1 protein-coding gene is annotated in these 552 nt (G+C 62.3%); it reads right to left on the bottom strand.

Annotated features, from left to right (window positions below; translation table 11 throughout):
* Positions 1 to 552 (bottom strand): hypothetical protein (locus ODQ17_RS19135; RefSeq protein ID WP_322905648.1); only part of this gene is annotated, 552 nt, incomplete at both ends.

Genomic DNA, 552 nt, shown 5'->3' with positions numbered 1-552 from the left:
CTCGGCCTCGACCACCTGAGCGGCTACCACGATCGTCATCATCATCGTCATCACGACTGCGGCCACGGCCTCGACCACCTGAGCGGCTGCCGCGATCGTCATCATCATCGTCATCACGGCTACGACCTCTGCCTCGGCCACCTGAGCGGCTGCCGCGATCGTCATCATCATCGTCATCACGGCTACGACCGCGGCCTCGACCACCTGAGCGGCTACTGCGATCGTCATCATCATCGTCATCACGGCTGCGGCCACGACCTCGACCACCTGAACGGCTACCGCGATCGTCATCATCGTCGTCATCACGACTGCGGCCACGTCCTCGGCCACCTGAACGGCTACCGCGATCGTCATCATCGTCGTCATCATCACGGCTACGACCTCGGCCTCGACCACCTGAGCGGCTACCGCGATCGTCATTATCATCGTCATCACGGCTGCGGCCACGTCCTCGGCCACCTAAACGGCTACCGCGATCATCGTCATCATCGTCGTCATCACGACTGCGACCTCGGCCTCGACCACCTGAGCGGCTACCACGATCGTCATCAT

It is taken from the genome of Acinetobacter sp. IRS14 (assembly GCF_034650275.1).
In the GTDB taxonomy this organism is placed as follows: Bacteria; Pseudomonadota; Gammaproteobacteria; order Pseudomonadales; family Moraxellaceae; genus Acinetobacter; species Acinetobacter oleivorans.
The sequence above is the reverse complement of the archived record's forward strand: the minus strand, read 5'-3'. Positions and strand labels throughout refer to the sequence as shown.